This is a genomic window from Minwuia sp., assembly GCF_048007105.1.
Lineage (GTDB): Bacteria > Pseudomonadota > Alphaproteobacteria > Minwuiales > Minwuiaceae > Minwuia.
Genome location: NZ_CP180352.1, coordinates 3,197,501 through 3,222,180, shown reverse-complemented (window position 1 = coordinate 3,222,180; position 24,680 = coordinate 3,197,501). Strand labels below are relative to the sequence as shown.

Sequence of the window (24,680 nt, the reverse complement as noted above, 5' to 3'; positions counted from 1 at the left end):
GATGGCGGCACAGAAGCCGAACTCGCTGCTGGGCGGCCTGGGCAACGACTCCCTCGATGGCGGCGACGGCAACGACATCGTCCGCGGCGAAGAAGGCGACGACACGCTGAATGGCGGCCTGGGCGACGACCTGCTCGACGGCGGCGTCGGCATCGGCGTGCTGAACGGCGGCGCGGGCAACGACACCCTGCTGGGCGACGCGCTGGACGATACGCTCCGCGGCGGCGCCGACAATGACAGCATCGCGGGCGGTGACGGCGCCGACCGGATCTTCGGCGAGAACGGCAATGACTTGCTGTTCGGCAATGCCGGTGCGGACTTCATCGACGCCGGAGCCGGCGACGATTCCATCGACGGCGACACCGGCGACGATGTCATTCTGGCCGGCGAGGGCCAGAACACCGTCCTCGGCGGGTCCGGCCTCGACAACATCACCTCCGGCAGCGGCAACGACCTGATCCAGGGCGGCGCCAACTCCGACACCATCGTCAGCGGCGCGGGCAACGACACCGTGCAGGGCGACGAAGGCAACGACCTGATCAATTCGGGCGAGGGCGACGACAGCGTTCTCGGCAATGACGGCAACGACACGCTGAACACCGGCGCCGGCGCGGACGTCGCCATCGGCGGACTGGGCAATGACAGCATCCTGACCGACTGGGGCAATGACAGCATCTTCGGCGGAGATGGCGACGACACGGTCGATGCCGGCGACGATGACGACTTTGTCCAGGGCGGGAATGGCAACGACCTGCTGGACGGCAACTGTCACGACGACACGATCGAGGGCAATCAGGGCGCCGACACGCTGCTGGGCGATCATGGCGATGACGTCATCTTCGGCGGCAGCGAGAACGACCTTATCGACGGCGGAGAGAACGACGACTCTCTCGACGGCGGGACCGGTGACGACACCATCATCGGCGGCTTCGACAACGACACGCTGCGCGGTCAGGGCGGTTCGGACAGCCTGGTGGGCGGAACCGGCAACGACCTGTTCGAGGGCGGCAACGGCGCGGACACGATGCGCGGCGGCCTGGGCGACGACACCGTCACCTACGAGAACTCCGCGGCGGGCGTGAACATCGATCTCGACCTCAACACCGCGAGCGGCGGCGAGGCGACGGGGGATGTGTTCGACCGGATCGAAAACGCCATCGGCTCGCTGTTCGGCGACACGCTGCGTGGCGACTCCTTCGGCAACAGGCTGTTCGGCCTCGACGGCAACGATTCCATCGAGGGCCGCGCCTCGGGCGATACGCTCGACGGCGGTCTCGGCAACGACACCGTGTCCTATGAAGGTTCGACGGCGGCGGTGAACATCGACATCGCCCTGAACACGGCGGCTGGCGGCCATGCAACCGGCGACGTGATCTCGAATTTCGAGAACATCACCGGTTCCGACTTCAACGACACGCTGACCGGCACAGCGGGCGCAAACATCCTGACCGGCGGACTCGGCGCGGACATCATCACCGGCGGCGACGGCAACGACACGCTGGGCGGCAACGCCGGCAACGACACACTGGACGCCGGCGACGGCGACGATTTGATCTTCGTCGGCCAGGGCGCGGACAGCGTGATCGGCGGCCTCGGCAGCGACACCGTCGACTTCTCCATCGAGAACTCGGGCGTCAGCTTCGACCTGTCGAACGGCGGCAACGATACGGTCTCCGGCATCGAGCAGGTCATTGGGTCGTCCTTCGCCGATACGCTGATCGGCTCGGCGGCCGGCGAGACCCTGATCGGCGGCGGTGGCGGTGACACCATAGCCGCAGGCGACGGCGACGACACCGTGGATGCGGGCATCGGCGCGGATACCGTCAGCGGCGGCGAAGGCGCCAACGTGCTCGACGGCGGCGCGGGCCTCGACATTCTCGACCTGTCGGGCGAGACCGGGCCGGTCGACTACGACACGGCGGACACGCTGGTCGGCAACGACACCGTGTCCAATTTCGAAGGCGCCATCGGCACCGCGCTGGACGACACGCTGACCGGCGGGGTCGAGGACAACCGCTTCTTCGGCGGCGCCGGCGGCGACATCATCACGATGGGCGGGGGCAACGACTTCGCGTCCGGCGACGACGGCGCGGATACGATCTTCGGCGGCACGGGCAGCGACAATATCCAGGGTGGCAATGGCAATGACAGCCTGGACGGCGGCGCGGACGGCGACACGCTGGGTGGCGGCAATGGCGACGACACGCTGACCGGCGGTCTGGGCGACGACCTGATGAATGGCGGCGCCGGCGACGACCTGTTCATCCTGAACGACGGCGACGGCAACGACACCATCGACGGCTTCACGCCGGGCGCGGCCACCATCGATGTCATCGATGTCCAGAATGTCAGCTCGATCAACGACTTCTCCGATGTTCTTGCCAATGCGACGGACAATGGGGTCGACACGACGATCGATCTCGGTGGCGGGAATTCCGTCGTCCTGACCGGCGTTCTGGTCAGCCAGCTGCATCCGGACGACTTCGAGTTCGGCGGTCCGGTGACCATCACCGGCACCAATGGCGACGACAATCCGCTGAACGGCACCGCCGCATCCGATGTGATCCAGGGTCTCGACGGCAACGACTTCATCGTCGCCGGCACGGGCAACGACACGGTCGAGGGCGGCCTCGGCAATGACACCCTGCGGGGTGAGGCCGGCGCCGACAGTCTGATCGGCGGCGATGGCGAGGACTGTGCGGACTACACGACGTCCGGCGCCGCGCTTGCGATCGATCTGGGTCTCGGGACGGTATCCGGTGGCGATGCCGACGGCGACACCCTGGTCGGCATCGAAGGCGCGCTCGGCACCGGCTTCAACGACACGATGACCGGCGACACGCTGAACAACCACTTCTTCGGTTTTGCCGGTACCGACCTGATCAGCGGCGGCGACGGCAATGACACGCTGTCGGGCGGCGACGACAACGACACCATCTTCGGCGGGGCCGGGGCTGACACCATCTCGGGCGGCACGGGCGTCGACACCATCGCGGCCGGCGACGGCAACGACACGGTCGATGCCGGCGACGGCGACGACACGGTCGACGGCGGTCTGGGTAATGACAGCATCGACGGCGGGCTCGGCTTTGACAGCCTGTCCGGCGGCGATGGCGCCGACACGATCAATGGCGGCGGCGACAACGACACCATCGACGGCGGCGCCGACCTCGGCGCCGACAGCCTTAACGGTGGCGCGGGCGATGATCTGATCACAGGCAACGGCGGCAACGACACGCTGTTCGGCGGCGCCGGTATCGACACGCTACTGGGCGGCGACGGCAATGACAGTCTGAATGGCGGTGATGGCGACGACTCGCTGGAAGGCGGGCTCGGCAACGACATCATCTCGGCCGGCAACGGCTTCGATACGGTCAATGCCGGCGCGGGCCTCGACACGGTTATCGGCGGCGCCGATGCCGATGTCATCAATGGCGGCGACGACGCCGACACGCTGCGCGGCCAGTTCGGCAACGACACCATCAACGGCGAGGGCGGCAACGACTTCATCCTCGGCGGTGGCAATCTGGACAGCCTGTTCGGCGGTGCGGGTGACGACACCATCAATGGCGACGATCCGTCCATCGACACCCTTGTCGGCTTCGACACCATCTTCGGCGGTATCGGTAACGATCAGCTGAACGGCGCAGGCGGTCAGGACGTCATCTTCGGCGGTGACGACAATGATACGATGCTTGGCGGCGCCGACAATGACAGCATGGAAGGCGGCAACGGCATCGACACGGTCCGCGGCGAGGCCGGCAACGACACGGTACTCGGCAATGACGGCGACGACATTGTCGATGGCGGTCTCGGAAACGACGAACTTTTCGGCGGCGCCGGCAATGACAGCCTGTTCGGCGACGAGGGTTCCGACACGCTGAACGGCGGCTCCGGCGGCGGCGACACCGACACGTTGGCAGGCGGCCTGGGCGACGACCTGTTCATCTTCGACAATGCCTTGTGGGGCAATGACATCATCCAGGATTTCACGACCGGATCCGGCAGCGAGGATGTGATCGACCTGTCGGCGTTGAGCATCAGCTTCGGGGATCTCAACATCCAGCAGACCGGCGGCGATGCCGTGATCACCTTCAACGGCCAGACCATCACGCTGGAAGGTGTGGTCGCGTCGTCACTGGACGAGACGGACGACTTCATCTTCTGACGTCTGAGGGGAATGCGCAGAAGAAAAGGGCGGTGGCCTTGCTGCCGCCGCCCTTGTTCGTTCCGGAGATGTGAACCGGTCGTCTGGCGGTCAGCCGCCGGAGATGGTCACCCCGCCATCCACGGCGATGGTCTGCCCGGTCAGGAAGCTGCCCTCGCTGGCGGCCATATAGACGGCCAGACCGGCAATTTCCTCGGGCTGGCCGATGCGGTTGAGCGGCGCCTGCGCCTCGGAGCGCTTGCGGAACTCCGGATCCTCCCACAGCGCGCGGGCGAAATCGGTCTGGATCAGGCCCGGCGCAATGGCGTTGGCGCGGATGTTGTGCTTGCCGTACTCCATGGCCAGGTTGCGGACCATCTGCATGTCCGCGGCCTTGGAGATGGCGTAGGCGCCCAGCACCCGCGATCCCCGCAGGCCGCCGATCGACGAGACGATGATGATGACGCCGTCCCTGCGCTCGATCATCTCCGGCAGCACCAGGTTGCAGGCCCAGTGGTTGGACTGGATGTTCACCGCCATGATCTTCTCGAAGGCGCTGTCCGGTATATCCAGCGACGAGCCGTAGAACGGGTTCACGGCGGCGTTGCCGACATAGATGTCGACCTGGCCGAACTCGGCGCGGGTCCCGGCAACCAGCTCCTGCAGCTGCTCCTTGTAGGAGATGTTGCAGGGGATGCCGATGGCGCGGCCGCCATTGGCGGCATGGTTGTCGTTGATATCCTTCGTGACCGCCTCGACGGCGTCGGCCTTGCGGCTGGACACGACGACATTTGCGCCCTGTTTCGCGAAGGCTTCGGCAATGGCCTTGCCGATACCCTTGGTGGATCCCGTGACGATCGCGGACTTGCCGCGCAGGTCGAACATCATGCGCTTACCCTCCCCAGTAGCGTGTTTCTCGATCAGATCAGGCCGGCCAGCGGCGATGACGGATCGGCGTATTTCTTCTTCGGCATGCGGCCGGCCAGATAGGCCAGGCGGCCGGCCTCGACCGCCGCCTTCATGGCGCGCGCCATCATGATCGGATCCTTCGCCTCGGCAATGGCGGTGTTCATCAGCACGCCGTCGCAGCCGAGCTCCATGGCGATGGCGGCGTCGGAGGCCGTGCCGACGCCTGCGTCGACCAGCACCGGCACCTTCGCCTCCTCGACGATCAGGCGGATGTTGACCGGGTTCTGGATCCCGAGACCGGAGCCAATCGGTGCGCCCAGAGGCATGATCGCGCAGCAGCCCATTTCCTCCAGCCGCTTGGCCTGGATGGGATCGTCGGAACAGTAGACCATCACCTCGAAGCCTTCCTTCAGCAGCGCCTCGGCGGCCCGGACGGTTTCCGGCATGTTCGGGTAGAGGGTCTTCTGGTCGCCCAGGACCTCCAGCTTCACCAGATCCCAGCCGCCGGCCTCGCGGGCCAGCCGCAGCGTGCGCACCGCATCCTCGGCCGTGAAGCAGCCGGCGGTGTTCGGCAGGTAGGTGTATTTCTGCGGATCGATGAAATCCACCAGCATGGGCTGGTCCGGATCGGTCACATTCACGCGCCGCACGGCGACGGTCACGATCTCGGCGCCCGCGGCCTCGACGGCGCGCGCGTTCTGTTCGTAATCCTTGTACTTGCCGGTCCCGACCAGCAGACGGGAGCGGAAGGTCCGGCCGGCGACCGTGAAGCTGTCGTCGTCCTTCCGGGCCGGCGCTGTATCGGCGCCGCCGCCGATGAAATGGACGATCTCCACCTCGTCGCCATCGTCCAGCGTGGTCCGGCGGTAGGCGGACTTGGCGACGATCTCCAGGTTCAGTTCGACGGCGATCTTCCGCGAATTGAGCCGCATCCGCGTCAGCAGATCATGCACGGTCATGCCGTCGTCAAAGTCGCGTTGCTTGCCATTGACGGTGATGCGCATGCTGAAAGGTCCAGTAATCCAGTGTTTCAGAGGAGATAGTCCCGCGAGCCGGATGGCCAAGGTTTCGCGCGGCCTGTAATGGCACTATAAACGCCGTGTCGATCAAGGGGAAAGGGGCGCACGTCACGCATGGCCGACACGCTGTTGATCCTGAACGGACCGAACCTGAATCTGCTCGGGACCCGTCAGCCGGAGGTCTATGGCCGGGAAACGCTTGCCGATATCGAAGGGGCCTGCCAGCAGGTCGCCCAGGGTTTCGGTGTGCAGGTGGATTTTCGCCAGTCGAACCATGAGGGCGAACTGGTGGACTGGATCCACGAGGCAAGGGGGCGCTCATCCGGCATCATCATCAATCCGGCCGCCTATTCGCACACATCGGTTGCGATCCTCGACGCGCTGCTGGCGGTTGAAATCCCGACGGTCGAGGTGCACCTGTCGAATATCCACCAGCGTGACGAGTTCCGGCATCATTCCTATGTTTCGAAGGCCGCCAAGGGCGTGATCTGCGGCTTCGGATCCCTCGGCTACATCCTTGCGATCCAGGCCCTGACCGCGGAACTCAGGGCGGCGAAACAACAACAAATGGCGAAGTCATGAGCAAACTGAATGTCGATATGAAGGCGCTCGCCCAGATGGCGGCGCTGCTGAACGAGGCCGGTCTGACGGAGATCGAATGGGAAGAGGGCGACGTGAAGGTCCGTCTGGGCAAGCAGGCGCCGCAGATGGTCACGGCCGCCCAGGTTGCGGCGCCGGTCGCCGCACCCGCCGCTCCGCTGCCGGCCGCGGCTTCCGACGCAGCCGCCGCCGGCCCGGACATGAAGGGCACGCCGGTGACGTCGCCGATGGTGGGGACGGCCTATCTCTCGCCGGAGCCCGGCGCCGCGGCTTTCGTCAAGGTGGGCGACACGGTCACGGTCGGCCAGACCCTGCTGATCGTCGAGGCCATGAAGACGATGAACCCCGTCCCGTCGCCCGTCGCGGGCCGCGTGGCGGCGATACTGGTCGAGAACGAGCAGCCTGTTGAGTTCGAGCAGACCCTGATCGTGATCGAATAGGGCAGGCAGCATGTTCGAGAAAATCCTGATCGCCAACCGGGGTGAGATCGCGCTGCGCATCCACCGGGCATGCCGGGAAATGGGGATCAAGACGGTGGCGGTGCACTCCACCGCCGACGCGGACGCCATGCACGTCCGGCTCGCCGACGAGTTCGTCTGTATCGGCCCTCCGAATCCGAAGGAAAGCTACCTCAACATCCCGGCGCTGATCTCGGCCGCCGAGATCACAGGCGCGGACGCCGTCCATCCGGGCTACGGCTTCCTGTCCGAGAACGCCCGCTTCGCGGAGATCGTGGAGGCGCACGAGATCGCCTTCATCGGACCGACGCCGGAACACATCCGCCTGATGGGCGACAAGATCGCGGCCAAGAAGACCATGCGCGACCTCGGGGTGCCCGTGGTGCCCGGCTTCGAGGGCAATCTGGAAGACATGGACGTCGCCCGGAAGGAAGCCGGCGCCATCGGGTATCCGGTGCTGGCCAAGGCGGCGGCCGGCGGCGGCGGCCGCGGCATGAAGGTCATCAAGAGCGAGGACCAGCTCGAGGAACTGCTGACCCAGGCCCGCAACGAGGCCATGCACGCCTTCGGCGACGACACGATGTACATGGAGAAGTACCTGCCGTCCCCGCGCCATATCGAGGTGCAGGTTTTCGGCGACGGCAAGGGCGAGGCGATCCATCTGGGCGAACGGGACTGCTCGCTGCAGCGCCGGCATCAGAAGGTCCTCGAGGAAGCGCCATCACCGGCCCTGAATGCCAATCAGCGCAACGCCATCGGCGAGCGCGCGGCAAAGGCGGTGGCCGGGCTCGGGTACCGGGGCGCCGGCACGATCGAGTTCCTCTATCAGGACGGCGAGTTCTACTTCATCGAGATGAATACCCGGCTTCAGGTCGAGCATCCGGTAACGGAGGCGATCACCCGTATCGACCTGGTCCGGGAGCAGATCCGCATCGCTTCCGGCGCGCCGCTCAGCCTGTCGCAGAAGGATGTCCGCTTCGCCGGCCATGCTGTGGAGTGCCGGATCAATGCCGAGGACCCGCGCACCTTCCGCCCGACGCCCGGCAACGTCACCGACTATCATCCGCCGGGCGGTCTGGGCGTCCGCGTCGATTCCGGACTTTATCAGGGCTACCGGGTGCCGCCCTATTACGACAGCCTGATCGCCAAGCTGGTCGTGCACGGCCGCAACCGCAATGAATGCCTCATGCGCCTCCGGCGGTGCCTGGAGGAGTTTGTCATCGGCGGAATCAGCACGACCATTCCGCTTCACGCAGCCCTTGTGGACGATCCCGAATTCATCGACGGGGATTACACGATCCACTGGCTCGAGCAGAATCTCGAACGATTGGTCGGTGACTGAGGCTCTCAGTTCCAACCTGCTGATCCAGGCCTATGCCCGAGGCCTGTTTCCCATGGCCGAGAGCCGGGAGAGCGGCGAGATCTTCTGGGTCGATCCGGAAACGCGCGGGGTCATGCCGCTGGACGGATTCCACGTGCCTAAACGGCTGCGCAAGACCATCCGGCAGAACCCGTTTCGTATCACCGCCGACCGCGCCTTCGACGATGTGATCCAGGCCTGCTCGGAAATCAATTTCGCCCGGGGCCGTTTCGACAGCTGGATCAATGCGGAGATCGTCAGGGCCTACAGCGAACTGCACCGGATCGGTATAGCCCACAGCGTCGAGTGCTGGCGCGGCGACGAGCTTGTGGGGGGCATCTACGGCGTGGCGCTGCGTGCCGCCTTCTTCGGCGAGAGCATGTTCTCGCGCGCGACCGACGCGTCCAAGATCGCACTCGTCCACATGGTCGCACGGCTCAAGTTCGGCGGCTACCGGCTCTTCGACAGCCAGTTCGTCAACGACCACCTGAAGCAGTTCAACGTCCTGTCGGTCCCCAAGGCGGACTTCCACCACATGCTCGGGGACGCGCTGATCGGCGAGGGCGACTTCGACCGTGCCGAAGAGAACATGGACGGTGCGAAGGCGCTCGGGATCGTCGACGCGCCTATGACGCCATGAGGGCGAGCATCGCCTTGCAGAGCCCGGCCTTCGGGTCGGCCACATGGTCCAGCAGGGTGAAGTGGTTGGCGCCTTCGGGCAGCATCACCTCGCGCCGGACGCCGAACAACTCCCGGTAACCGGTCGACTGCCGGATCCAGCCGTCCGGCTCGGCGCCCCCGGCGGCGAGCAGAATGTCGACATGGGGCAGGGGCTGGAAAGCTTCCGTCAGGATGTTGTTGCGTTCCGCCTGGTCCTCGTCGAGCCCGATCTCGGCGTTGATCGTGGTGCGCATGGCGACCCGTGGATCGAAGATGCCGGAAAGCAGTGTCGCCGTCTTCACGCAGTCGGCCGGCAGGCCATGGGCAGTCCAGTCATTTGCGGCCGCAACGGCCGCCAGATGGGCGCCCGCCGAGTGCCCGCTGAGATGAACGCGGGTCGGATCGGCGCCGTAGTTGTCGGCATGGGAAACGGCATGGGCGATCCCTCGCATCACGGCGTCGGCCAGGGCGCTCAGACGGACGTCCGGACAGAGCGGGTAGTTGATCATCACGACGGTGGCGCCGGCTGCGTTGAAAGGCTGGGCGACGAAGCTGTGCTCGTCCTTGGACAGCGCCCGCCAGTAGCCGCCATGGATGAAGATGTGCAGCGGCCCGCCCATGATGCCGGGGAAGATGTCGTAGATTTCCCGCGGATGATCGCCATAGGGGATATTGCGGCGCATGTCGTAAACCTTGCGTGTCTGCGCCGAACGCACGGTGAAGTCTTCGAGATGCTTCGCGGCGTCCGCCGCCGCCACGCGCGGATTGAAATGCCGCTCGATCTCCTCGGCCGGCCAGTCCTGCCAGTAGGTCATGTCGTTTCGCTCTCCCCTCAGGCCGCGTAGCAGCCGGCCTGGCGCGCCCGCATGACGACCAGGTTGTAGACGATATCGATCGCAGGTGTCGGCGTTTCCGTCATGCGGCCGAGTTCGGCGACGGAGCCAAGGATCGGTTCGATTTCCATCGTTCGCCCGCCTTCCAGATCCTGCAGCATCGACGTCTTGTGATGGCCGACGGCGCGCGCAGTCTCGATGCGCTTCTCGACGGTCATCGGAAAACGGACGCCCAGCTTCTCGCCGATGGTCTGCGCTTCGCTCATCATCTGCGATATCACCGCCCGGGTACCGTCGTCGTTGGCCATGTCCTCGAGTGTGGCGCAGACCAGTGCAGAGACCGGGTTGAAGCTCAGGTTGCCCCACAGCTTGGCCCAGATCTCGTTGCGCAGGTTCGGTCGGATCGGCGCCTTCACGCCGGCGGAGATCAAGGCCTGGGAGAGCGCCGTGATCCGGTCGGATTTGCCGCCCCTGGGCTCGCCCAGCGACAGCCGCTCGCCGTAGCCCAGCTTCACAACGCCCGGTTCCGGCACCTCGGCCGCCTGCCAGACGACCGAGCCGATGGCGCGTTCCGGACCGATCTTGTCCCAGAGTTCGCCGCCGGGATCGCAACTGTCGAGCTGGCGGTTCTCGTATTCGCCCTCGTGGCCGTAGAAGTACCACCACGGCAGGCCGTTCTGCGCTGTCACCACGGCCGTGTCGGGGCCCAGCAGCGGCTGCATCGCATCGGCGACGGCGCGGACGCCGTGCGCCTTCATGGTCAGCAGGACATAGTCCTGCGGTCCGAGTTCGGCGGGATCGTCGGTCAGCGTCGGATGGACGGTGAAGCTGTCGTCGCCGACCTCCAGCCGAAGTCCGTTCTTCTTCATCGCGGCCAGATGTGCGCCGCGGGCGATCAGACTGACGTCCGCACCCTCCCGCGCCAGCATCGCGCCGACATAGCCGCCGATCGCGCCGGCTCCGTAGATGCAGATCTTCATGGCATTCCCCGCCCTTGTGACAGCTAGAGCAATCGCCCGCCGCCGCGGCAAGGTCAAGCCGCGAAGTGTTCGGGGATGAGGTGGGGAAGGTGGCGGTCCCTAGGGGAATCGAACCCCTGTTTCAAGAATGAAAATCTCGCGTCCTAACCACTAGACGAAGGGACCGTCCGGGTGCGGCAGGATTTAATGAGGTTCGGCAGCGAAATCAACACTCTCGAACAGCATGTTTGACTGCCGCAGCGGAACCCCCGTCAGCGCGGGTCGGCCGCGTCCTCCACTGTCAGCTGGACCGTCTGCCGGCCGCCCCAGTGGTTCATGCGGAGATGGCCGGCGAGATGCAGCGGGCGGTTGTCGCGGGCCCGTCCCAGAAGCGTCGCGCCGAGAGGTTCCTCGGCGATGCGGAAGGCGATGGCTTCCAGCCGCCCGCCCGACTTGCCGGCCAGCACCATCTTCACATGCTGGCCGCCGACGATGTCGGCCTTGACCAGTCTGCAGTCGGGCAGGGCGACCCTTGGCTCCGGATTGCCCTGTCCGTAGGGCCCGGCGCGTTCCAGTTCGCCCACGAGGGCCGCCGTCGCACCCGCGGGGCTGATGGCGCCGTCGATGGTCAGCGCGCGGGCGCCGGCGGCGCGTGAGACGCTTTCGCCGAGGCGGTCGTCGAGAAACGCGCTCAACTCGTCGATTCGTGCACTCTCGACCGTCAGGCCCGCGGCCATGGTGTGTCCGCCGCCATTGATCAGAAGACCTGCCTGGCGCGCGGCGGTGACGGCCGCGCCGAGATCGACGCCCTTCACCGAGCGGCCCGAACCCTTGCCGGTGGCTCCGTCGCGGGCGATGACGATGGCTGGCCGGCCGGTCCTGTCCTTCACCCGGCTGGCGACAATGCCGATGACGCCGGGATGCCAGCCGTCGCCGGCCACGGTCACTACGGCGCGGTTCGCCTGCCGGTGGGCCAGGGTCAACGCCTCCTCGAGCACGGTCTGTTCGATCCGCCGGCGTTCGTCGTTGAGGCGGTCGAGTTCCACGGCGATACCGGTCGCCTCTTCCGGGTCTTCGGTTGTGAGCAGGCGAACGCCGAGATCGGACTTTCCGACGCGCCCGCCCGCATTCAGCCGTGGGCCGATCAGGAAACCGGCGTGATAGGTGCTGGGCGGGCCTGTGAGACGGGCGATGTCGCCAAGCGTGGTCAGCCCGAGTTGCCGGCGTTCGGCCATCACCCTGAGGCCCTGGGCGACAAGAGCGCGGTTCAGGCCAGTGAGTGGGACGACGTCGCAGACCGTGCCGACGGCGACCAGATCGAGCATGGCGAGCAGGTTCGGTTCGGGCCGTTCGGCGAACCAGCCGCTCTCGCGGAGCGCCCGGTTGACGGCGACGAGCAACAGGAAGGTGACGCCGACGGCCGCCAGGTTGCCGTGGCCGCCGCTGCAGTCCAGCCGGTTGGGATTGACGATGGCTGCAGCTTTCGGAAGACGGTCCTCGGCCAGATGGTGGTCGACGACCACAACCCGGATACCCTCGTCTGCGGCGCTGTCCAGAACCTCGAAGGCCGCGGTGCCGCAGTCGACGGTGACGATGAGTTCATTGCCGTCTTCAGCCAGCCGCCGCAGGGCGGGGAGGTTGGGGCCGTAGCCCTCGGCGATCCTGTCCGGAATGTAGGCGGCGACCTTGCCGCTGACGGCCTCGGCATAGCGCATGAAGAGTGCCGAGGAGGTCGCGCCGTCGACGTCGTAGTCCCCGAACACGGCCAACCTGCGACGCTCGGCGATGCAGCGTGCGATCAGCCCGGCGGCCTTGTCCATGTCGCGGAAACTGGAAGGATCGGGCATCAGATCCTTGAGCCGCGGCTTGAGGAACTGTTCGCAATCGTCAATGCCGACGCCCCGGTTGACGAGGACTTCGGCCAGCAGTTCGGGAATACCGTGACGCTGGGCGAGTGCTTCGCTCAGCCGCGTTTCACCTGATCCCCTTTGCCAACGGCGTCCCGTAAGGGATTGTTCGACATCCAGAAAGGCGGGTTCGGACAAGGTCTCAGCTGGCGATGCGGCGGCGCCCTTCGATCCGGCGGATGGTGCCGGTCTTGGAGCGCATCACGACCGAGTCCGTGATGATGACGCCATGCTGACGGCGAACGCCGCGGAGCATGCCGCCGGAGGTCACCCCGGTGGCGGTGAAGATCACGTCGCCAGCGGCCATCTCCTCCATCGAGTACTTCCGGGCCAGATCCGTGATGCCGATTCGGTGCGCGCGTTCCTTCTCGTCTGCATTGCGGAAGACCAGACGACCCTGCATCTGCCCGCCGACGCAGCGCAGCGCAGCGGCGGCCAGCACACCCTCAGGGGCGCCGCCGGTGCCGATATAGATGTCCACTGCGGTTTCCGGATCGGTGGTTGCAATGACGCCGGCGATATCCCCGTCCGGGATCAGCTGGATACGGGCGCCGGCGGCGCGGCATTCCTTGATGATCTCGGAATGGCGCGGGCGGTCCAGCACGCAGACCGTCAGATCGGCAATGGCGCAGCCCTTGGCGTCGGCCAGGCTGGCGAGGTTCTCGCTCACGGGATTGTCCAGATCGACCACACCCTCGGGCAGACCGCCGCCGACGGCGATCTTGTCCATGTAGACGTCGGGCGAATTCAGCAGCATGCCCTTCTCGGAGAGGGCCATGACCGACAGGGAACCGGGCGCCGCCTTGGCCGTGATGGTCGTGCCTTCCAGCGGGTCGAGCGCGATGTCGACTTCGGGGCCGGTGCCGTTCTTGTGGCCGGCGCCGACATCCTCGCCGATATAGAGCATCGGGGCCTCGTCCCGCTCGCCTTCGCCGATCACGACGGTGCCGCGGATGGCGAGCCCGTTCAGCGCATTGCGCATCGCGTCGACGGCAGCCTGGTCGGCCTGCTTCTCGTTGCCCATGCCGATCCAGTCGAAGGAGGCGATGGCGCCCGCTTCGGTCACACGTACGGCTTCCAGCGTCAGATTGCGGTCAAGCTTGCTCGCGGTCGACATCTGTCCCTCCTCGTCGGGGCGTTCTGCTGCGCCCTCAGAAATCCTCGATCGTCAGCAGGTGCGGACGTTCCAACACCGCTTCCAGCGCCTCCAGACCTGCAAGCGCCGCGCCGATCTGCCCTTGCGACGTTTCATGCGTCAGAACGACGACCGGTGCGGTCCCGGCCTCGTCGGGACGCGCCCTCTGTAGCAGGGATTCGATGGAAATTCGCTCGTCACGGAGCACGCTCGCGATATCCGCTATCACGCCGGGACGGTCAATCACATTCAGGCGGATGTAGTAGTGCCGGCGGCGTTCGGTTTCGTCATGCGGTTCCGGGGCTTGCAGGCGGGAGGCGGGCACGCCGAAGGCATGGCCAGCCCGGCCGGCTGCAAGATCGGCGAGATCGGCGGCGACGGCGGAGGCTGTCGGTCCTGCGCCCGCGCCCGGGCCTTCGAACACGGTCCGGCCGACCTGGTCGCCCTCTGCGACGACGGCATTGAAGACGCCGTCCACCTTGGCGATGGGCGTTCCCGCCCGGACAAGACAGGGCTGGACCCGCTGCGAAACGCGCCCGTTGACCCGTTCTGCGACGCCCAGCAGCTTGATGCGGTAGCCGAACTCGTCGGCATAGGCGATGTCGATCGCCGAGACGTTTCGGATGCCCTCGATCGCGACGGCGTCGAAATCGGGAGTCACGCCGAAGGCGAGGGCCGCGAGCAGCGCGAGCTTGTGCGCCGCGTCGATGCCTTCCACGTCGAATGTGGGATCGGCTTCGGCATAGCCGAGCGCCTGGGCGTCGGCCAGCACGCCGTCGAAGTCGCGCCCCGTCGTCCGCATCTCGGTCAGGATGTAATTGCAGGTGCCGTTGAGGATGCCGTAGACGCGGTCCAGCGCGTTGCCGGCCAGACCCTCCCGGATCGCCTTGATGACCGGGATGCCGCCGGCGACTGCGGCCTCATAGAGAAGCGGTGCGCCGGACGCCTCGGATTTCGACGCCAGCGAGGCGCCGTGCACCGCGAGCAGGGCCTTGTTGGCGGTCACGACGGCCTTGCCGCGATCCAGCGCCGCCTCGACCAGATCCCGCGCCGGCCCCTCGGAACCGCCGATCATCTCGACGATGACGTCGACATCGTTGCGGCCGGCCAGGGCGACGGCATCGTCTTCCCATGCGGCACCGGTCAGGTTCACGCCACGGTTGCGGCTGCGGTCGCGGGCAGAGACGGCCGTCACCTCGATCCGGCGGCCGGTTCGCGCGGCCATCACCTCGCCGTTGGTTTCCAGCAGGCGCAGCAGTCCTGCGCCAACCGTGCCCAGCCCGGCGACGCCTATCCGCAATGTTTCGCTCATACCCTCAGCCCAGATTGGTCTTGCTGCGCACCGTTATTCCGCGGCCTGCCGCAGATGACGCTCCAGCGGGGCGTCGCCCGCCTGGAAGAAGCGCCGAAGGCTGCGTGTGGCCTGGCGGATGCGGTGTTCGTTCTCCACAAGCGCGATGCGCACATGGCCGTCGCCATACTCGCCGAAGCCGATGCCGGGCGACACCGCAATCTCGGCCTCGCGCAGCAGGAGCTTCGAGAATTCGAGGCTGCCCAGATGGCGGTACGGCTCGGGGATCGGCGCCCAGGCGAACATGGTCGCATCCGGCGACGGCACGTCCCAGCCTGCGTCCCGGAACCCCTTGATCAGAACGTCGCGGCGCGAGCGGTAGAGACCGCGGATATCGTCGACGCAATCCTGGGGACCGTTGAGAGCGGCGGCGGCGGCAACCTGAACCGGCGTGAAGGCGCCGTAGTCCAGATAGGACTTGATGCGCGTCAGGGCGCCGATCAGGTCCTTGCTGCCGGTGGCGAAGCCGATGCGCCAGCCGGGCATGTTGTAGGTCTTCGACATCGAGGTGAACTCGACCGAGCGCTCGCGCGCGCCGGGCACCTGCAGGATGGAGGGCGGCGGGGTGTCGTTGAAATAGATTTCCGAGTAGGCGAGATCGGACAGGATGTAGAGCCCGCGGCGGCGCGCGAAATCGACGACCTCGCGGTAGAAGTCCAGATCCACGACCATTGCCGTCGGGTTGGACGGGAAGTTCAGGATCAGGATTTCCGGTGCCGGAATGCAGTGCTTCATCGAGGATTCGAGGCTGCGGAAGAAGTCGGTATCCGGCCCGACCGGGAAATGCCGGATCACGGCGCCCGCGATGATGAAGCCGTAGGGATGGATCGGATAGGAAGGATTCGGCGACAGGATCACATCGCCGGGCGTGGTGATGGCCATCGCCAGATGGGCCAGACCCTCCTTCGAGCCGAGCGTCACGATGGTCTCTGTCTCCGGGTCGATCGACACGTTGAAGCGGCGCTCGTAATAGGCCGAGACCGCACGGCGCAGGCCCGGGATGCCCTTGCTGGCCGAATAGCGGTGGGTCTTCGGATTGGCAGAGGCCTCGACCAGCTTGTCGACGATGTGTTGCGGCGTCGGCTGGTCGGGATTGCCCATCCCGAAATCGATGATGTCCTTGCCGGCGGCGCGGGCTTCGGCCTTGAGGCGGTTGACCTCGGCGAAGACATAGGGCGGCAGGCGCTTGATCAGGTGAAAGTCGACTTGCATCTCATACTACCGATGAAGGGCCGGTTCCGCGGAACCGGCGGGAAAGGGGCGCCACGCTGACAGGCGGCTCAGTTCTCGAGGAAGACCTCTGCACGGCGGTTGCCGGCCTCGCCGCGCGGCATGGCCTCGTTGTAGACCGGCTCGTTGTCGCCCTTGGCTTCCACGAATATGCGTTCGTACGGCACGCCGAACCGGGCGAGGGCGTCTGCGACGTTCTCGGCCCGCTGCGACGAGATCTTCAGGTTCGCGATCAGATGACGCTCGACCGCCATCTGACCGGTGCGGCTGGACGAATGCCCGCGTACCCGGACGCTGGCGTTGGTCTGCACCGCCCGGGCCGCGACCCGTTGCAGTGTCGACATGTCAGATGACGAAAGTCCGGTCGAACCGTGGCGGAACTGGATCACGGCGTCAGGCGAGCCGGCACGCGACGGCGCGGCGTAGGCGGCCGACTGGCGCACCGCATCGCCCGAGATGATCACCGGACCCGAACCGGCGCCCGTTGACGGATAGGACCCGATGGCCTCGTCGTAGGTGCGTGGCGCGTTCAGCGACTCGGCGTAGGTCTGCCGAACGACCTGCGGCACGCTGGCCGGGAAGGTGCCCGGCTGGACACGCCCGGGCTGCACCCGTCCCGGCGCCGGCTGGGTCGGCTGCACCGGCTCGATGCCGGCTTCCCGCAACTGTTCGGCATAGGTGCGGCTCGGCGCCGGCTGACGGCTGTTGGCGAGCGCCGCCGTCTGGCCGGCAGCGGTCGAGGAGCGGCTTGCCGTTGCAGAGGTCCTGGACGGCGCCGGGGTTGCCTGACCGGTCTCGCCGCTCGACGAAGCCGCCGTGCGGGGCTTGTAGAGATCGACCTCACCGGTCGGAACGTCCGTGCGGCGCGGAACGACCGATCCGTTCTCGCTGAAGGACGGCGGCTGCTGGCCACGGGTCATGGCCGCGATCATCGGTGTCGGCGATCCCGATGCGGGCTGCGCAGCCGGCTTCGGCGCCGCGGCCGCGGGTCGTGCCGCGGCGGTCTGCGTGCGTGCCGGGGCTGCCGGCGGCGCCGACGGCTCCCGCGCGGCGACCGGCGTCCGCTGGACCACGGGCTCCGAAGCGGCGGTTTGTGTGGTCGGGGCCGACGTTTCGCTGTTCTCGAAACGGGGCAGCGGAATCGGGCTCGCGGACCGCTGCGCCTGCGCCGCGGTTTCGCCTCGGGCATCGATCAGGGCGGTCCGGGACTCGGTCGCAGTCTCCGGCACGGCCGCGCGGTCGGGCTGAAGGGGCTGCAGCGGCGGTGTGGCAGCAGTGGGCTGCGCGGCGCTGCCCCGGGTGACGGCGACCACCGGGCGTTCGCCGGCGCGGCGGACATTGTCGGTCGCCGAAGCGAGCTGTGGCGCCGGCTGTGACTCGGGCAGCACATCGCCGCCTGCGCGCGCCACAGGCTTCGGCGCGGGGCCGTAGTCCGGCTCGAAATAGCTGGTCGGATCGGCCCAGTCGGGAACGGAGCACGCGCCGAGCGAAAGCAGGATGGCGCAGCCAGCCGCTCGGCTCCAGCGCCGGTACGGCCGATACGCTTCTGTCACTCGGGAAAACTTGCCCATCATGCCCGCCTCTCCTGGCAACGACTTACAGCTTGGAATCCGGGATTCCGCCCGCAATCTAGAGCAAACCTGCCGCCGTTGGAAACAGTTCTGCCCCCGTAATACCCGGCAGCGGTCGGCCCGTTGCAATCCCGCACGCAAAAGCAGAAGGGGCCGCGGTTTCCCGCGGCCCCTCCGCCTTCCGATCTGATCGCAGGATCAGTTCGAATAGTACATCTTGAACTCGACCGGATGCGGCGTGTGTTCGAATGTGTAGACCTCTTCCCACTTCAGGTCGATGTAGCCATCGATCTGGTCGTCGGTGAAGACGTCGCCCTTCTTCAGGAACTCGCGGTCCGCATCCAGCGACGCGATAGCCTCGCGCAGCGATCCGCAGACCGTCGGCACGCCCTCCAGCTCCTCGGGCGGCAGGTCGTAGAGGTTCTTGTCCATCGGGTCGCCCGGATGGATCTTGTTCTCGATGCCGTCGAGGCCGGCCATCAGCATCGCCGCGAAGGCGAGGTACGGATTGGCCATCGGATCCGGGAAACGGATCTCGACGCGCTTGGCCTTCGGCGAGGAGCCGAACGGGATACGGCAGGAAGCAGAGCGGTTGCGGGCCGAATAGGCCAGCAGCACCGGCGCCTCGAAGCCCGGGATCAGGCGCTTGTAGGAGTTGGTCGACGGGTTGGTGAAGGCATTGATGGCCTTCGCATGCTTGATGATGCCGCCGATGTAGTAGAGCGCCGTCTCGGAAAGGTCGGCATAACCTGAACCGGCGAATGTCGGCTCGCCGGCCTTCCAGATCGACTGGTGGACATGCATGCCCGAGCCGTTGTCGCCCATGATCGGCTTCGGCATGAAGGTCGCCGTCTTGCCCCACTGGTTGGCAACCTGCTGCACGACATACTTGTAGATCTGGATGTTGTCGGCGGCCTTGGTCATCTCGGCGAAGGTCATGCCGAGCTCATGCTGCGACGGCGCAACCTCGTGGTGATGCTTGTCGGTATTCAGGCCCATCTCGCGCATGACCGCCAGCATCTCGGAGCGGATGTCCTGGTTGCCGTCGACCGGCGGGACCGGGAAGTAGCCGCCCTTGACGCCCGGACGGTGACCCATGTTGCCGGCCTCGAACTCGGCGCCGGTGTTGTAGGGGCCTTCAGAGTCGTCCAGCTTGAAGAAGGTGTGGTTCATCGAGACGTTGAAGCGAACGTCGTCGAACATGAAGAACTCGGCTTCCGGACCGAAATAGGCGGTGTCGCCCAGGCCGGCGTAGTTCATGTAGGCCGAGGCGCGCTTGGCGGTCGTGCGCGGATCGCGGCCATAGCCTTCGCCGGTTGACGGCTCGTTGATGTCGCAGAACAGGATCATCGTCGGCTGCGCCATGAACGGATCCATCACTGCCGTGGTCGGATCGGGCATCAGGGCCATGTCGGATTCGTTGATCGCCTTCCAGCCGGCGATCGACGAGCCGTCGAACATGATGCCCTCTTCGAAGAAGTCCTCGGAGAACTCCGCCGAATCCATCGTGAGGTGCTGCCACTTGCCGCGCGGATCGGTGAACCGGACGTCGACGAATTTCACCTCGTCGGACTTGATGCGTTCCATCACGGATTTGATGTCATCGGACATGCTGTCTCTTCCTGTCTATGTGGTCGTTTCATTGAGGTGGTCGGGCGGACGCCCGAAGGTAACGAAGCCCTGGAGGACGGGCGGCCTGGCGTCAGACGGCGTCGGCGCCCTTTTCGCCCGTGCGGATGCGGATGACGTCGTCGACGGTCGATACGAAGATCTTCCCGTCTCCGATCCGACCCGTCTTGGCCGCCTGCTGGATCGCTTCCAGCGCGCGCTCGACCATGTCGTCGTCCAGTACGACTTCCACCTTCACCTTGGGCAGGAAATCGACGACGTATTCGGCGCCACGGTAGAGTTCCGTATGGCCCTTCTGCCGGCGAATCCCTTGGCTTCGGTGACGGTAATGCCCTGCAGTCCGACTTCGTGCAGAGCTTCCTTCACTTCGTCGAGCTTGAAAGGTTTGATAATGGCTTCGATTTTTTTCATCGGGCGCTCCCTGTTCCCTCCTGTCCTGCGTCCGTTACCTGTACAGCTTCACCAGGCTGCGGATGACGCAGTTCGCATGTCTCGTGCCACGCTATTGTGCCGAAACTTGTCAATGCAATCAATTGGTTACGTTGAATGCCGATTTCATTGGCAGCATGATTGCACGAAAATCCGGCAGTTTGTTCAAATTTTGGCCAGATGCGGCCGGACGCTCCATTCGAAAGTGATTTTGCCGCCGGCGGGCGATCCGGCAAGTGAATTCGATGCCTGATCTGTCACAGGACGGGATCGGACAGTCCGGCGCGGCGCGGCTCAGTCGCATGTGGTCCGGAGGCGGTGAAGCGGAGCCGGAACAAGTGCTTCGGTTTGCCGAGGACTCGCTGCTTGAAGGACTGCCGGGCGCACGGCTCCGTGCCATGCACGAGGCGGCCCTGGGGCTCGAAGAGATGGCCAGACAGCTGTCGTCGGCACGCGAGACGGTGATCAGCCGTGTGCTCGGCGAAGCGGAACGGTTCGAGGCCTGGAGCCACTATCCCGACGGCGGCGTTCACAACCCGGAAACGCACTGCCAGTTTTTCTATCACCGCCATGACGCCGCCAATGCCGAGCATGGTCATTTCCACACTTTCGTTCGCGCGGGTGCGATGCCCAAGGATCTCCGGCCTCTGGATCTGGAAGGTTCGGCCGAGCATCCCCGTGATGGCCGCGCGCTGGCGCACATCGCCGCCGTTTCCATGGATGTCGACGGCCGGCCGACGCATCTGTTCACCACCAATCGCTGGGTCACCGACGAGACGCTGTTCCCGGCCGCCGACGTCATCGGGCTGCTCGACCGGCTCTCACCTGGCGCCGATGGCCCGCATGGACTGGTGAACCGCTGGCTCGGATCGCTGCTCGCCCTGTTCAGGCCGCAGGTCGAGATGTTGCTGCACAAACGCGATGCAGTTCTGCGGCACCATATCGAGACCCATCCGGGTGAGAATGTGGCGGCGCACCGCGGGCTTGAGATCACATCGATCGCCCGGATCGATGTGGGCGCCCAGATCGCGGCCTTGCGGCGCGCCCTGGAGCATCAGCTGCCGCCGGCCTCGTAGACCATGTCCGCAAGCGCGAGCGAGGCTGTCAGGCCAGGCGATTCGATACCCAGCATGTTGACCAGCCCGGGCAAGCCGTGCTCGCCCGGGCCTTCGATGACGAAGTCCGCCGCAGGCTCGTCGGGGCCCGACAGCTTCGGCCGGATGCCGCTGTAGCCGGGCTGCAGCGCGCCGTCGGGCAGGCCGGGCCAGTAGCTCCGGATCGCGGCGTAGAACCCGTCGGCCCGCCCCGGATCGACGGCATAGGGCAAGGTGTCCGGATCCGTCCCGTCCAGCCACTCGACATCCGGTCCGAAGCGCGCCTCTCCGGCCATGTCGATGGTCAGATGTACGCCGAGGCCCCCCGGTTCGGGCACCGGATAGATCAGGCGCGAGAACGGGGACCGGCCGGCCAGCGTGTAGTAGTTGCCCTTGGCGTAGTGACGCGGCCGCGGTCCGCCACCGGCACGATCGGCCAGCAAGGGCGCAGAGAGGCCCGCTGCGTTGATCAGCGTCCGGCACTTCAGGCGCATCGGCGCTTCGCCCGCCGTCTCGATCACCGGCCCGGCGGTTTCCGCATGGATCGCGGCGACCCGTGTGTTGAAGGCGATCATGGCCCCGTGGTCTTCTGCGGCGCCCTGAAGCGCAAGCATGAAGGCATGGCTGTCGACGATGCCGGTCGAGGGGGAGAGCAGGGCGCCCTCGGCGCGCAGGGCCGGCTCCATGGCTAGTGTCGCGGCACGGTCCAAAAAACGCATGTCATCAACGCCGTTGGCAGCTGCCCGCCCGTTCAACGCCTCGAGTTCGGGCAACTGGCCCACGCTGCTCGCAACGATCAGCTTGCCGCAATTGCGGTGAGCCACGCCGTGGCTCTGGCAGAAATCGTAGAGCATCCATTTGCCGGCCACACAGCTGCGGGCCTTCAGGCTGCCTTTCGGATAATAGATGCCGGCATGGATGACCTCGGAGTTTCGGGAACTCGTGCCCTCGCCGATATGACCCTCGCGCTCGATGACGATGACATCCCGTCCTGCGAGCGCAAATCGACGGGCGACGGCCAGGCCGACGACCCCTGCGCCGATGACGACAACATCTGCCAGTTCAGTCATACGTTTGCGGGCCCTTGCTCATGCATTGTCTCACCGTCATCCGGCATCGAGATGGCGGGTTCGGAATCGTCATCGCTGGCGTCCTCGACATCGTCCGGCCCCCAGCCATCCGGCATCTGGCTGGCGATCTGCGTCGCCCTGAGCGGCATGGCCACGAAGTCGCTCTGATCGACGGGCGCCGGGGCGCTCCGTCGCAGCATCCGGTAGCCGGCAAGCAGGCCGATCACGGCGTGAACCCCGGCCAGGGTGATGAAGAAGCCCGACGGGCCCGCCCTGCCCATGATAAGGGCCGCGAGGTTCGGGCCGGCGATGGCGCCGACGCCGTGGAGGAAGACGAGGGCGCTGGAGGCGGCCACCATCTTCCGCGCCGGCACGCGGTCGTTCACATGCGCCGTGAACAATGAATAGTGCGGGATGGACAGGCCGCCGAACACGGCGGCGGCGGCCATGATCGGCCAGATGACGCGGACCTCTCCGCCCGGCTGCATCGAAAGCGGCGCCGGCTCGGGCAACATGGCGGCGACGGCGGCAACGACGGCTGCCCCGATGGTCACGGCGAGGATGACAACGCGCCGGTCGATCCGGTCCGACATCCGGCCGATGGGCCATTGCAGCACCATGCCGCCGAGGAACATCGCCGCGACGAAGGTGGCGATCTCGTTCACCGTCAGGCCGGCGCGCTGGGCGTAGACCGCGCCGAAACCGAAGATGACGCCGTTGGCGACGCCCGACAGCACCATGCCCAGGCTGCCGAGCGGCGAGAGACGGAACAGCTCGCGGAAACCCATGGCCTCCGGCGTCGAGAAGTCGGGGGTTTTCGAGGCAGAGAGGCAGAGTGGCAGCACGGCCAGCGAGACCAGTACGGCGATGAGCATGAACAGGTTCGCGCCGCTGGGATCGGCGAGACCGAGCAGGAACTGCCCGCCCGCCACCGCGCCGAGCTGTACGACCATGTAGATCGAGAGAAGCCGGCCGCGGTTGGCGTTGTCGCTCATGTCGTTGAGCCAGCTTTCGGCGACGATGTAGAGGCCTGCGTAGCAGAATCCGGTAATCACCCGCATCGCGCCCCAGACCCACGGATCGATGAAGACCGAATGCACCAGGATGCTGATGGAAGCCAGGGAGGCGAGGGCGGCGAAGACGCGGATATGTCCGACCTTCGCGACCACGCGCGGGGCATACAGCGAGCCCGCGAGAAAGCCGACGAAATAGCCGGACATGACCACGCCGAGCACGGCGGTGTCGAAATTCTCGATCGACGCGCGCAGGCCGAGCAGGGACCCCTGCAGGCCATTGCCCATCATCATCAGGGCGATGCCGAAGAACAGCGCGGAAAAGGACGCGAGCGCGCCAGCCATGTCGGTATCCCCTCAAGCCGACCGCGGTATCGGCGCGCGACTTCCTAGCCGAAAACGGCGCGGCTGTCAGGCCAGGACCGCATAGGCGTCGGCCAGGGCGGGCAGGGCGCGTTCGGCGGCAGCACGGCCCTCCTGAATGGCCTCTTCGGCGCGATCGAACTCGAGAAGTCCGATATGGCCGAGGCGCGGCTCGATGCTGACGTCGGCCGGATCGCCGGCCATTCGCGAACGGTTGAGCCGGTCCTGGACGATGTTGATCGAGCTCATCATCACCGAGAACACGCTGGGGGCGCCTTCCTCCCGCCCGAACAGCTGGCGGATCATCATGGTCGTGGGGTTCAGCGCCTTGGAAGGATTCTCGCGGATCCGGTCGAGCAAATCGCCGAACTGGAGGTCCTCGTCGATCAGTTCCGCCGCGAGGTTGTTCTTGCCGAAAACGTCGCCATTCAGATTGACCGCGATCACGAGACGCGCGCCGAGCGCCCGGCAGACCGAGACCGGCACCGGATTGACCATGGCCCCGTCCACCAGCCACCGGTCGCCGATGCGGACCGGCGGAAAGATGCCGGGCAGGGCGTAGGAGGCGGTGAGGGCGGGGACGAGCGGGCCGTTGCGCACCCAGATCTCGTGACCGGTGGCGAGTTCGGTCGTCACCGCGGCGAAACGGATGCTCATCTCCTCGATCCGGATGGGCCCGCAATCCTCTTCCAGACGGCGCACCAGCTTCTTGCCGCCGATCAGCCCGCCGCTGCCGAAGGCCAGATCGAGATAGCGGAACATCCGGCCGCGGGTCAGTTCCCGGGCCCAGTGGTCGAGCACCTCCATCTTGCCGGCTGCGTGGACGCCGCCGACCAGGGCGCCGATCGACGTGCCGCAGATGATGTCGGGCCGGATTCCCGCTTCCTCGAGACGTTGCAGAACACCGATATGCGCCCAGCCGCGGGCGATCCCGGCGCCCAGC

19 protein-coding genes, 1 tRNA gene and 1 pseudogene (1 of these 21 cut by a window edge) are annotated in these 24,680 nt (G+C 66.3%); 6 read left to right on the top strand and 15 right to left on the bottom strand.

All coding sequences use genetic code 11. The annotated features are described in order from the left end of the window. Position 1: 1 nt before the first annotated feature. Positions 2 to 4,168: a beta strand repeat-containing protein gene (locus ACMVY4_RS15645; protein ID WP_416896934.1), complete on the top strand. Its 4,167-nt coding sequence runs from the start codon at positions 2 to 4 to the stop codon at positions 4,166 to 4,168. Between the two features lie 90 nt (positions 4,169 to 4,258). Here ACMVY4_RS15645 and ACMVY4_RS15640 read toward each other — a convergent pair whose 3' ends face one another. Together ACMVY4_RS15640 and thiS are read right to left on the bottom strand one after the other, a co-directional pair. Next, entirely contained in the window at positions 4,259 to 5,035 is a 777-nt protein-coding gene (locus ACMVY4_RS15640; RefSeq protein ID WP_416896933.1) for an SDR family NAD(P)-dependent oxidoreductase, read from the bottom strand. Between the two features lie 32 nt (positions 5,036 to 5,067). Then, complete coding sequence (gene thiS, locus ACMVY4_RS15635) at positions 5,068 to 6,060, bottom strand: sulfur carrier protein ThiS (protein ID WP_416896932.1); 993 nt, start codon at positions 6,058 to 6,060, stop codon at positions 5,068 to 5,070. A gap of 129 nt (positions 6,061 to 6,189) precedes the next feature. Between thiS and aroQ the strand changes: the two genes are divergently transcribed. The 4 genes from aroQ to aat are packed head-to-tail and all read left to right on the top strand — an operon-like array spanning position 6,190 to position 9,133. Then, positions 6,190 to 6,657: a type II 3-dehydroquinate dehydratase gene (gene aroQ, locus ACMVY4_RS15630; protein ID WP_416896931.1), complete on the top strand. Its 468-nt coding sequence runs from the start codon at positions 6,190 to 6,192 to the stop codon at positions 6,655 to 6,657. Beyond that, entirely contained in the window at positions 6,654 to 7,115 is a 462-nt protein-coding gene (gene accB, locus ACMVY4_RS15625; RefSeq protein ID WP_416896930.1) for an acetyl-CoA carboxylase biotin carboxyl carrier protein, read from the top strand. Before aroQ ends, accB begins: the two co-directional genes overlap by 4 nt. A gap of 10 nt (positions 7,116 to 7,125) precedes the next feature. Further along, positions 7,126 to 8,475: an acetyl-CoA carboxylase biotin carboxylase subunit gene (gene accC / locus ACMVY4_RS15620; protein WP_416896929.1), complete on the top strand. Its 1,350-nt coding sequence runs from the start codon at positions 7,126 to 7,128 to the stop codon at positions 8,473 to 8,475. After that, positions 8,468 to 9,133 carry a leucyl/phenylalanyl-tRNA--protein transferase gene (gene aat / locus ACMVY4_RS15615; RefSeq protein ID WP_416896928.1) on the top strand — a complete coding sequence of 222 codons (666 nt, stop codon included), beginning with the start codon at positions 8,468 to 8,470 and terminating at the stop codon, positions 9,131 to 9,133. Before accC ends, aat begins: the two co-directional genes overlap by 8 nt. On the opposite strand, the gene ACMVY4_RS15610 is transcribed toward aat, so the two are convergent. The 10 genes and pseudogenes from ACMVY4_RS15610 to ACMVY4_RS15565 form a co-directional block, all read right to left on the bottom strand. Next, complete coding sequence (locus tag ACMVY4_RS15610) at positions 9,120 to 9,968, bottom strand: alpha/beta hydrolase (protein ID WP_416896927.1); 849 nt, start codon at positions 9,966 to 9,968, stop codon at positions 9,120 to 9,122. The genes aat and ACMVY4_RS15610 overlap by 14 nt on opposite strands. A 17-nt stretch (positions 9,969 to 9,985) precedes the next feature. After that, the gene (locus tag ACMVY4_RS15605; RefSeq protein ID WP_416896926.1) at positions 9,986 to 10,966 is read right to left on the bottom strand and encodes a 2-dehydropantoate 2-reductase; all 981 of its coding nucleotides are present in this window, start codon (positions 10,964 to 10,966) and stop codon (positions 9,986 to 9,988) included. 90 nt (positions 10,967 to 11,056) lie between these two features. Continuing rightward, positions 11,057 to 11,131: transfer RNA gene (locus ACMVY4_RS15600), tRNA-Glu, on the bottom strand. Positions 11,132 to 11,217: 86 nt separating this feature from the next. Beyond that, positions 11,218 to 12,990: a single-stranded-DNA-specific exonuclease RecJ gene (recJ, locus tag ACMVY4_RS15595; protein WP_416896925.1), complete on the bottom strand. Its 1,773-nt coding sequence runs from the start codon at positions 12,988 to 12,990 to the stop codon at positions 11,218 to 11,220. 4 nt (positions 12,991 to 12,994) lie between these two features. Beyond that, the gene (gene glpX, locus ACMVY4_RS15590) at positions 12,995 to 13,969 is read right to left on the bottom strand and encodes a class II fructose-bisphosphatase (protein WP_416896924.1); all 975 of its coding nucleotides are present in this window, start codon (positions 13,967 to 13,969) and stop codon (positions 12,995 to 12,997) included. 34 nt (positions 13,970 to 14,003) lie between these two features. Beyond that, entirely contained in the window at positions 14,004 to 15,299 is a 1,296-nt protein-coding gene (locus tag ACMVY4_RS15585) for a homoserine dehydrogenase (protein WP_416896923.1), read from the bottom strand. A 33-nt stretch (positions 15,300 to 15,332) separates the two neighbouring features. Further along, positions 15,333 to 16,550: an LL-diaminopimelate aminotransferase gene (locus ACMVY4_RS15580; RefSeq protein WP_416896922.1), complete on the bottom strand. Its 1,218-nt coding sequence runs from the start codon at positions 16,548 to 16,550 to the stop codon at positions 15,333 to 15,335. A gap of 68 nt (positions 16,551 to 16,618) precedes the next feature. Next, complete coding sequence (locus ACMVY4_RS15575) at positions 16,619 to 18,142, bottom strand: OmpA family protein (protein ID WP_416896921.1); 1,524 nt, start codon at positions 18,140 to 18,142, stop codon at positions 16,619 to 16,621. A gap of 195 nt (positions 18,143 to 18,337) precedes the next feature. Next, entirely contained in the window at positions 18,338 to 19,750 is a 1,413-nt protein-coding gene (glnA, locus tag ACMVY4_RS15570) for a type I glutamate--ammonia ligase (protein ID WP_416896920.1), read from the bottom strand. A 91-nt stretch (positions 19,751 to 19,841) separates the two neighbouring features. Continuing rightward, positions 19,842 to 20,179, bottom strand: a pseudogene (locus ACMVY4_RS15565) (P-II family nitrogen regulator). Positions 20,180 to 20,535: 356 nt separating this feature from the next. On the opposite strand from ACMVY4_RS15565, the gene ACMVY4_RS15560 reads away from it, so the two are divergent. Continuing rightward, complete coding sequence (locus tag ACMVY4_RS15560) at positions 20,536 to 21,273, top strand: DUF6969 family protein (protein ID WP_416896919.1); 738 nt, start codon at positions 20,536 to 20,538, stop codon at positions 21,271 to 21,273. Here the strand turns inward: ACMVY4_RS15560 and ACMVY4_RS15555 are convergent. The 3 genes from ACMVY4_RS15555 to ACMVY4_RS15545 all read right to left on the bottom strand — a co-directional run. Beyond that, positions 21,252 to 22,361, bottom strand: a complete 1,110-nt coding sequence (locus ACMVY4_RS15555; protein ID WP_416896918.1) for an NAD(P)/FAD-dependent oxidoreductase — start codon at positions 22,359 to 22,361, stop codon at positions 21,252 to 21,254. The genes ACMVY4_RS15560 and ACMVY4_RS15555 overlap by 22 nt on opposite strands. Then, the gene (locus ACMVY4_RS15550) at positions 22,358 to 23,719 is read right to left on the bottom strand and encodes an MFS transporter (protein WP_416896917.1); all 1,362 of its coding nucleotides are present in this window, start codon (positions 23,717 to 23,719) and stop codon (positions 22,358 to 22,360) included. Before ACMVY4_RS15550 ends, ACMVY4_RS15555 begins: the two co-directional genes overlap by 4 nt. A gap of 66 nt (positions 23,720 to 23,785) precedes the next feature. Continuing rightward, a protein-coding gene (locus ACMVY4_RS15545) for a patatin-like phospholipase family protein (RefSeq protein ID WP_416896916.1) crosses the window boundary here: on the bottom strand, positions 23,786 to 24,680 show its 3' portion. 26 nt of this gene lie beyond the right edge of the window; only the last 895 of its 921 coding nucleotides appear in the window; its start codon lies off the right edge, out of view; the stop codon is at positions 23,786 to 23,788.